This is a genomic window from Sphingomonas sp. Sph1(2015), assembly GCF_001970915.1.
Taxonomy (GTDB): domain Bacteria; phylum Pseudomonadota; class Alphaproteobacteria; order Sphingomonadales; family Sphingomonadaceae; genus Sphingomonas; species Sphingomonas parapaucimobilis.
The window spans coordinates 22,946-30,032 of the sequence record NZ_MQUI01000045.1 but is presented as its reverse complement, the minus strand read 5'-3'; the positions used below and the strand labels follow the sequence as shown (position 1 = coordinate 30,032).

The 7,087-nt window shown below is 64.7% G+C and carries 5 protein-coding genes and 1 riboswitch; of the genes, 2 read left to right on the top strand and 3 right to left on the bottom strand.

The genetic code is table 11. The annotated features are described in order from the left end of the window. Positions 1-418: 418 nt before the first annotated feature. The 3 genes from BSZ14_RS15365 to BSZ14_RS15355 form a co-directional block, all read right to left on the bottom strand. Positions 419-991 carry a manganese efflux pump MntP gene (locus tag BSZ14_RS15365; RefSeq protein ID WP_042488468.1) on the bottom strand — a complete coding sequence of 191 codons (573 nt, stop codon included), beginning with the start codon at positions 989-991 and terminating at the stop codon, positions 419-421. A 6-nt stretch (positions 992-997) separates the two neighbouring features. Next, positions 998-1,171, bottom strand: a riboswitch (yybP-ykoY riboswitch). A gap of 297 nt (positions 1,172-1,468) precedes the next feature. Then, entirely contained in the window at positions 1,469-3,478 is a 2,010-nt protein-coding gene (locus BSZ14_RS15360) for a TonB-dependent receptor (protein ID WP_083748291.1), read from the bottom strand. A gap of 321 nt (positions 3,479-3,799) precedes the next feature. After that, complete coding sequence (locus tag BSZ14_RS15355) at positions 3,800-4,231, bottom strand: DUF2946 family protein (RefSeq protein ID WP_042488473.1); 432 nt, start codon at positions 4,229-4,231, stop codon at positions 3,800-3,802. 432 nt (positions 4,232-4,663) lie between these two features. On the opposite strand from BSZ14_RS15355, the gene BSZ14_RS15350 reads away from it, so the two are divergent. Further along, positions 4,664-5,932, top strand: a complete 1,269-nt coding sequence (locus BSZ14_RS15350; protein ID WP_076711584.1) for an MFS transporter — start codon at positions 4,664-4,666, stop codon at positions 5,930-5,932. Between the two features lie 32 nt (positions 5,933-5,964). Beyond that, complete coding sequence (locus BSZ14_RS15345) at positions 5,965-7,011, top strand: LacI family DNA-binding transcriptional regulator (RefSeq protein ID WP_206744344.1); 1,047 nt, start codon at positions 5,965-5,967, stop codon at positions 7,009-7,011. Positions 7,012-7,087 lie beyond the last annotated feature (76 nt).

The window sequence follows — 7,087 nt, the reverse complement described above, 5'->3', positions numbered from 1 at the left end:
GGTCGCAGCCGATGACGGCTTGTGGCATGGTAAAGGCTCCTGTCCATGTCGTGCGGGATCCACAGTCCCAAGCAACTGTTCAGGGTTGTGACCAACGCGGAAGGGACCCTTGCTCCCTATCGGGCTCCAGACCCTCGGGGGGGACGGGCTCCCTTCCGCAACACCTTCATACCACCATCCCATCAGACAAGGGGCTGGGCTTGGTTCGATCCCATGTCATCATGTTCTAGGGCGGATCGACATTCATTTGTTTCCTCCCCTGGAAGAGGAGGTGGCAGGCCGCAGGCCTGACGGAGGGGTGTCCCGGTCTGAGAGGTCGGTCAGACATCGCAAGCGGTGATACCCCTCCACCATGCTGCGCATGGTCCCCCTCCCCTTTCAGGGGAGGAATTGAGGGGGGACTGAATGTCGATCCGGCCTAAGAGGACAGGTGCTGCGTCAGGATCACGCCACCCATGACGATCAGGACAAAGCCACCAAGGATGCCGGCATATCGGCCCAGATAAGGTCCGATATGCTTGCCGAGCATGACGCCGATCGTCGCCATCAAGGTGGTCGTCCCGCCGATGACCAGACAGGCGGCCCAGATGTTGACGTCCATCAGGGCCAGGGTCACACCCACAGCCGCCGCATCGACGCTCGTCGCGATCGCCGTCGCGGCAAGGCGCAACATGCCGGGCTTGGTCTCGCCGTCGTCCTGCTGCGCCTCATCCTGGTTCGTCCAGGCTTCCCGTATCGTATAGGCGCCAACCGCGAACAGCAGGCCGAACGCAACCCAATGGTCATAGTCCGCGATCCAGTCGTTCAGCGCAAAGCCGAGCAGCCAGCCGAGCGCAGGCGTCAGCGCCTCGAAAAAGCCAAAGACGATGCCGACCTTGATCGCATCGCGAAAACGGGCTCGCCCTTCAGTCGCGCCCTTGCCCAGCGCCGCCGCAAAGGCATCCACGGACAGGCTTGCGCCCAAAGCGCCAAGCGTCAGAATTCCGGGCATCACGTCATTACTCAGGGCCAGCAAACCACATGATGCATGCACCCGTGGCCACAAAGCGGAGCGCTGCATCATTGGTCTCGCTGGGCAGGACGAACCTGCTGCTGCCGCCACGAGCCGATGGCTCAAGAATGTTGACGGCAACCCCACTACTGCGGGTAGCTACTCCCCAAGGATGCAGGCCCAATATCTGGTAAAGCCCGCTGTCTCCAGACGGTAAATACGATCACTGCCGTCCGATTGATCGAGAGGCGATGCTGCCGCTCGAATCGCGCTCGGCTATAGCCAAAACCGCTTTCGAATCATCGCCAGGCGATGATGGCTATTGATGGCGCGCCATGGCCAGGGACGATGATCGTGGCGAGCGGCATGCCACCCCCATGCGATATGTCGACCCGAAGCGCCTCACTCTGCCATACCGCCTCCGGCCGATCGCGATCCGCCATGATCGCCTCAGGGCTGCCGATGATACCCGCATGGTCAGAACCGCGCCCGGACCGCGCCGAAAACACTGCGCGGATCGGCGGGCGCATGCAGGCGTTGCGTGCCGTCGTACCAGACATATTCGTACCGATCGTTCGTCAGGTTGCGTATCTGCGCCGATACCTCGATCGCCTTGGTGATGCGGTAGGCCAGTTCGGCGGTGACCTGAAAATAGTCGCCATAGCGGCCCTGGCTGTTGGCGGTGTCCAATTCGTACGACGACTGGCCATTGCCCCAGAGCGAGGCGCGCCACGGCCGCGCCGCCGGTGCCCATTCGATCCCGGCGGTGTAGACGTTCCTGGGGACATGATCGATCTCATTGCCCGCCGTCAGCGGGGCGGAGGGATCGGGAACGCGAATGATCGCCTTCTGGTGCGACCAGCTGGCCCAGGCCGACAGACCGGGCAAAGGCTGCACGCTCGCCTCCAGATCGAAGCCGCGCCGTCGCGTCGCGCCCAGATTGTCGAATTCGCCGGACGGGTCGTTGAGGCGCCGCTTCAGCTCGCCGGTCGCGGTCTGCTGCCACAGCGCGGCGCGGGCGGTCAGCCAGCGGCCCTGCGTCAGCTTGATGCCGTCTTCGAAGCCTTCGTTGATCGAGGCGGCGACATCGCGCACGCGCGGCGGCACGACATAGGCACCCGAGCCCGCGCCGATCTGGAAGGTGCGGCCGAAATTGCCATAGGCGGTCAGGCCGGGGACGGGCGTCACCGCGACCGACAGCTTGGGCTGGTTGATCGTGCCGTAATCATTGACCGGATAGCTTTGGCCGTTCAGCCGGTTGGTGAAATGGCCGCTCACCCGGTCGATCCGCCATGCCGGGGTGATCGTCAGCCAGCGGACCGGGGTCACGATCGCCTGCACATAACCTCCGCCCACCGTCAGGTCGAAATCCTGGTTGCGCGTGGCGGCCGTGATGATCCGCCGGTCGGTGGTCCAGCGCAGGCTCTGGTTGTGCTGCCACTGCACATCGCCGCCCGCCTCGGCCATCAGCCAGTCGGCCGCATGCCAGTGCAGGCCGGTCACGACGCCATAATGTTGTTCGTCGGTCAGCCGCTGCTGCTGCGCGACATTGGCCGAAAAGCGGACATAGCGATTGTCGTGGTTGGTCGTCGCATAGCCCAGGGCGGTCAGCGACAGGTCGCGCGCCAGATCGGCGTCGAGGTGCAGGCTGTACTGGCTGAGTTCGCGCCTGCCACCGTCGGTCGCCGAGACGTCGTAGGATCGCGACCGGTTGGTATAGGCGTCGGCATCGGTCAGATAGCCCGGCTCCTGCGCCTCGCTGCGGCTATGGCGCGCGATGAGGCCGAGCCTGGCGGGGCCGAAGTCGTAGAACCATTTTCCCGCGACGTTCAGCCGGTCGAGATCGGCATGGTCGCGGAAACCATCGCTCTGACGATAGGACAGCAGATAGTTCTGGCTCAGCCTTCCGGTCTCGACTCCGGCCGACATTTGCGCGTCATAGGTGCCGAACGCACCGACGATGCCGCGCGCGTCGAGATAATTGCCGCCGATCCGCGTCTTGATATCGGCACTGCCCGCGATCGCGTGCAGCCCCCAGCGCGGGTCGGAGGTGCCGCGCACCAGCTCGACCGAGGCGATGTCGAGCGGGGAGATGAAGTCGATGAAGTCCATTCGCCCGGCATTGTCGTTGGACGGCACGCCATCGATCAGCAGCTTGACCGCGTTGATCTCACCCTCGCCATTGAAGCCGCGGATCGAGAAGCGGCCCGAGGTCGTGCCCTGGTTGAAGTCGGTCAGGACCACACCGGGCAGCCGGGCGAACAGCTCCCACGCATTGTCGACATTCTGGCGCTGCGCGACATCGCCGCTCAGCACGTCGACCGAGGTCAGCACGTTGGCGGTCGAGCGCGCCATGGATTGGGCGGTGACGACGATCTCGTCCCCGCCGATCGTCACCTGCGTGTCGGCGCGCTGCTGCGCGGCCGACGGCGCGGCGATCATGAAACAGGAGGCGGCGACCGCCACCATCAAACTGGTCTTCGACATAGAGTCCCCCAGGCCCGCTCCCAAGCGGGCCGAATGCGTTTCGTGTTTTTGCGAACGGACGCGTCAGCCGGTGTCTGACCAAGCCAGGGCATTGGCCTGCGCCGGAAAGCCCCTGATCGGCCCGGCCATCGGCTTCACGGCCTCGGGCGGTGCGGTCTTGCGAAGCCATGACGCACGGTGGCGGCGATGCGCTTTCGTGCTGGCGATACGCCCGCACCATCGATCGCTTGCGCCTGCAAACCGAGACGGGGCATGGTTCGCGCGACAGCCGACCGGGCTGCCCGACGACGGACTTGGCCGGCCGGTTTGCCGGTCATTCCGTCAGGCGCAGAGCGGGGGACCGCGCAGGGGTGGGCGCAGATAGGGTGCGGCACGCGGGGCAACGCGCGGGATGGCCCGCAGCGCCATGATCGCGACGGCGGCCAGCGCGATGGCCAGCAGCACGATGTCGACCGAACCCAGCACCTGCGCGGACAGTCCCGAAAAGGCGCAAGGCATTTCCGGCTTGTCGTGATCTTTCGGCTGGCCGGTGTCGGGCATTGTCCCATGCGCCATGGCCATGGCATGATCCGTGCCGGGCATCGCCATGTCCCCGGCCCCGGTCGCCATCCCGGAACAGATCGTGATGGCGAACCATCCATGATCGGGTGCGACCATGTAGCCGGTCGGCACCAGCAGCCTCAACAGTATCGCGGCGGCATAGATCAGCGCCGCCAGGTGGCGTTGCGCCAAGAGATACCGGAAGGCCTGCACGATCGCGGCGTTATCGTGAATGCCATGTCATGTCACTTGGGCATTCTGTCAGCGCCACCATGGATCGGGCGGCTGCAATCCAGCGTAAAGCTGGCCCCCGGCGCGGCAGATCTAGCGCTGATCGGCCCGGCTTTTCCGCCCTAGAGTGGAAAACGATCAACTCTGCTCACCCCTCCCCTGAAGGGGAGGGGCTAAAACCGTGCAATGCTGATCGCTTTCAACTCTAAACGATAGCTTCCCTTGGGGGCGGATGACATCAGATCGATCCGGGCCAAGCCCCCCTGAAGGGGAAGGGGGGATCAAGTCTATGGCGTCACGCGCCGGTCGCTCATGGGTGTAGAGATCAGGGGTTAGCAGCATCGTCCGCCCGAATCCTGCCTGCTTCCGATGAGGACTATCGAAGGCGTACACGGTCCATGCATGGAGAGGCGGATGCGTCTTAAAGGGTTCGATCTCAGCGTCGGCTATTTTGGGCTTCAAATTGCCTTTGGCATTCAGAGCGCGAGCCTGAGCCGTCTGTTTCAGGGGCTGGGCGCGACGGTCGACCAGCTTGCGATCTTGTGGCTGGCAGGACCGGTGACGGGATTGCTGGTGCAACCCGTCATGGGGGCGCTCAGCGATCGCCATGGCAGTCGGTTTGGGCGGCGGCGGCCCTATATTCTGGTATCGGCCCTGGTGGTGATCGCGGCACTGGCGGCGCTGCCGTTGGCGGGGTCATTGCTTGTGGCCGTCATGGCGGTCTGGGTGCTGGAGGCTGCGATGAACGCGCTCCATGCGCCCTATCGCGCCCTGGTCGCCGATACCTTGCCGGTCGAGGATCATGCCAGCGGCTATGCCATGCAGACCGTTTTCATCGGGCTGGGTGCCCTGGCGGGGGCCTGTGCGCCCGTTCTGCTGGCCTGGGGCGGCTGGGCGAACGTCGCCCAGCCAGGGCAGACCGCGCCCTCGATCCGGATCGCCTTCCTCACGGCGGCCATCGCGGTGGCCGTGTCGGTCGGCTGGACGGTCGCGCGGGTGAAGGAGCCCGCCTCACCCCCTATACAAGGCGGCGGAAACGGCCATGCCCGCGCCCGCGGGGCGGAGGTCGCTGCATTGTGGCGCGCTTTGCGATCGGTCGCGGCCGTTCAGTTTTTCAGCTGGTTCGGCATGTATCTCCTCTGGGTCTATGCAACGCCGGTTATCGCTGCGCGTCTCTATGGCGCGACCTCTCCGTTTGATGGGGCCTATGCGCGGGGAGCGGATTTCGTCGGCGTGCTGTTCGGCACGTATAATGGCGTGGCGGGTCTGTTCGCCTTTCTGCTGCCCGGACTGTTCCGTCGTTTCGGCGTCACATATGTCCATGCGGCAGCATTGGCGGCGGGCGCGTTGGGGCTCGGCGGCCTTGCGGTGATCGGCTATCCCGTCGGGCTGCTGGGATGTGCGGTGCTGATCGGCATCGCCTACGCCTCGATCCTCAGTGCCCCCTTCGTGCTGGCGGGCCGGGCGGTGTCGCGTGCGACCGCCGGCACGTTCATCGGCATCATGAACATCTTCATCGTCGTGCCGCAACTTGTCGCGGGACTCACCATGGGTTGGTTCATCGCGCACCTATTGGGCGGGATCGCGTGGCCCGTCCTGCCGCTCGCAGGGGTGCTGATGGCGGTGGGTGCGGGCCTGAGCCTAGGGCTGCCCGAGATGGACGAACCCGTTGCACCGGCGTAATGCAAGAAAATGCAAATAAAGGCGCAGCCATGGTGAGGACGAGGCGGAATGGTCCCACGCTGGGCAGCATCGCCGCGGAAACGGGCGTATCCGTCGCGACCGTATCGCGCGTGCTGACCGGCCATAGCGCGATCAGCGACGAAACCCGCGAACGGGTGCTGAGCACGGCCGAACGACTTGGCTATGTCCATGTCCCGCAAAAGGTGCCCCACGCCGCACCGACATTATCCGACCAGATTTGTCTCGTCGTACCGGTCGCCACCGCGCATGGAAGCCAATTGGCCAACCCGTTCGAGCTGGCGTTGATCGGTGGGGTTGGAACCGCCATGCGCGAGCGGCGGCGCGATATGTCCATCGTATGGCAAACGCCCTATGATGACACCACCCTTGCACAGTTTCTCGACCAGAGCGCCTATGCGGGCGTGATCTTCCTGGGGCAGTCGCAATTCCACGACACGCTCAATCATTATGCCGCCCTGGGTAAGCCACTGGTGGCATGGGGCGTCGAGGTGGCGGGGCAGAGCTATTGCTCGATCGGTGGCGACAATCATGAGGGCGGATTTCAAGCGACGGCGCATTTGCTGCGAAAAGGGCGGCGACGCATAGCGTTTATCGGAGCGATGCCGCCGATCGCGGCCGCGCGGACGCCCTTCTCGCAGGTCGCGATCCGGCTGGAGGGCTATCGCTCGGCGCTGGCGGCTCATGACGTGGCGTTCGACCCGGCGATGATCCAGACGCCGGCCGCCGGTCGATCCGAAGGGGCCGAGGCCGTCGACAACCTGCTCGAGCGCGGCATCGCCTTCGATGCGATCGTCGCAGCCTCCGACCTGGTGGCGCTTGGCGCGATTCAAACGCTGCGCCAGCGGGGACTGCGCGTGCCGGAGGATGTCGCGGTGATCGGCTATGACGATATCGACGCGGCCGCCTTGTCGACGCCCGGCCTGACCACGATCCGCCAGGATGCGATCAAGGCCGGCAACCTGTTGGTGTCGAAGCTGCTACGCATCATCGATGGGCATCGCGCCAAGTCCGAACGCCTGCCGACCGATCTCGTGATTCGCGCTTCATGCGGGCGTTAGATGCGCTTCATATCGTGCAAATTAATCACGCCACATAAAGCCAAGCTGTTGATCCACCGCCTTTAACATGGACACC

Bases quoted from the DNA above. Each gene is read 5' to 3' on its own strand.
- BSZ14_RS15365 (WP_042488468.1), bottom strand. From the start codon at position 991: ATGCCCGGAATTCTGACGCTTGGCGCTTTGGGCGCAAGCCTGTCCGTG.
- BSZ14_RS15360 (WP_083748291.1), bottom strand. From the start codon at position 3,478: ATGTCGAAGACCAGTTTGATGGTGGCGGTCGCCGCCTCCTGTTTCATG.
- BSZ14_RS15350 (WP_076711584.1), top strand. From the start codon at position 4,664: ATGCGTCTTAAAGGGTTCGATCTCAGCGTCGGCTATTTTGGGCTTCAA.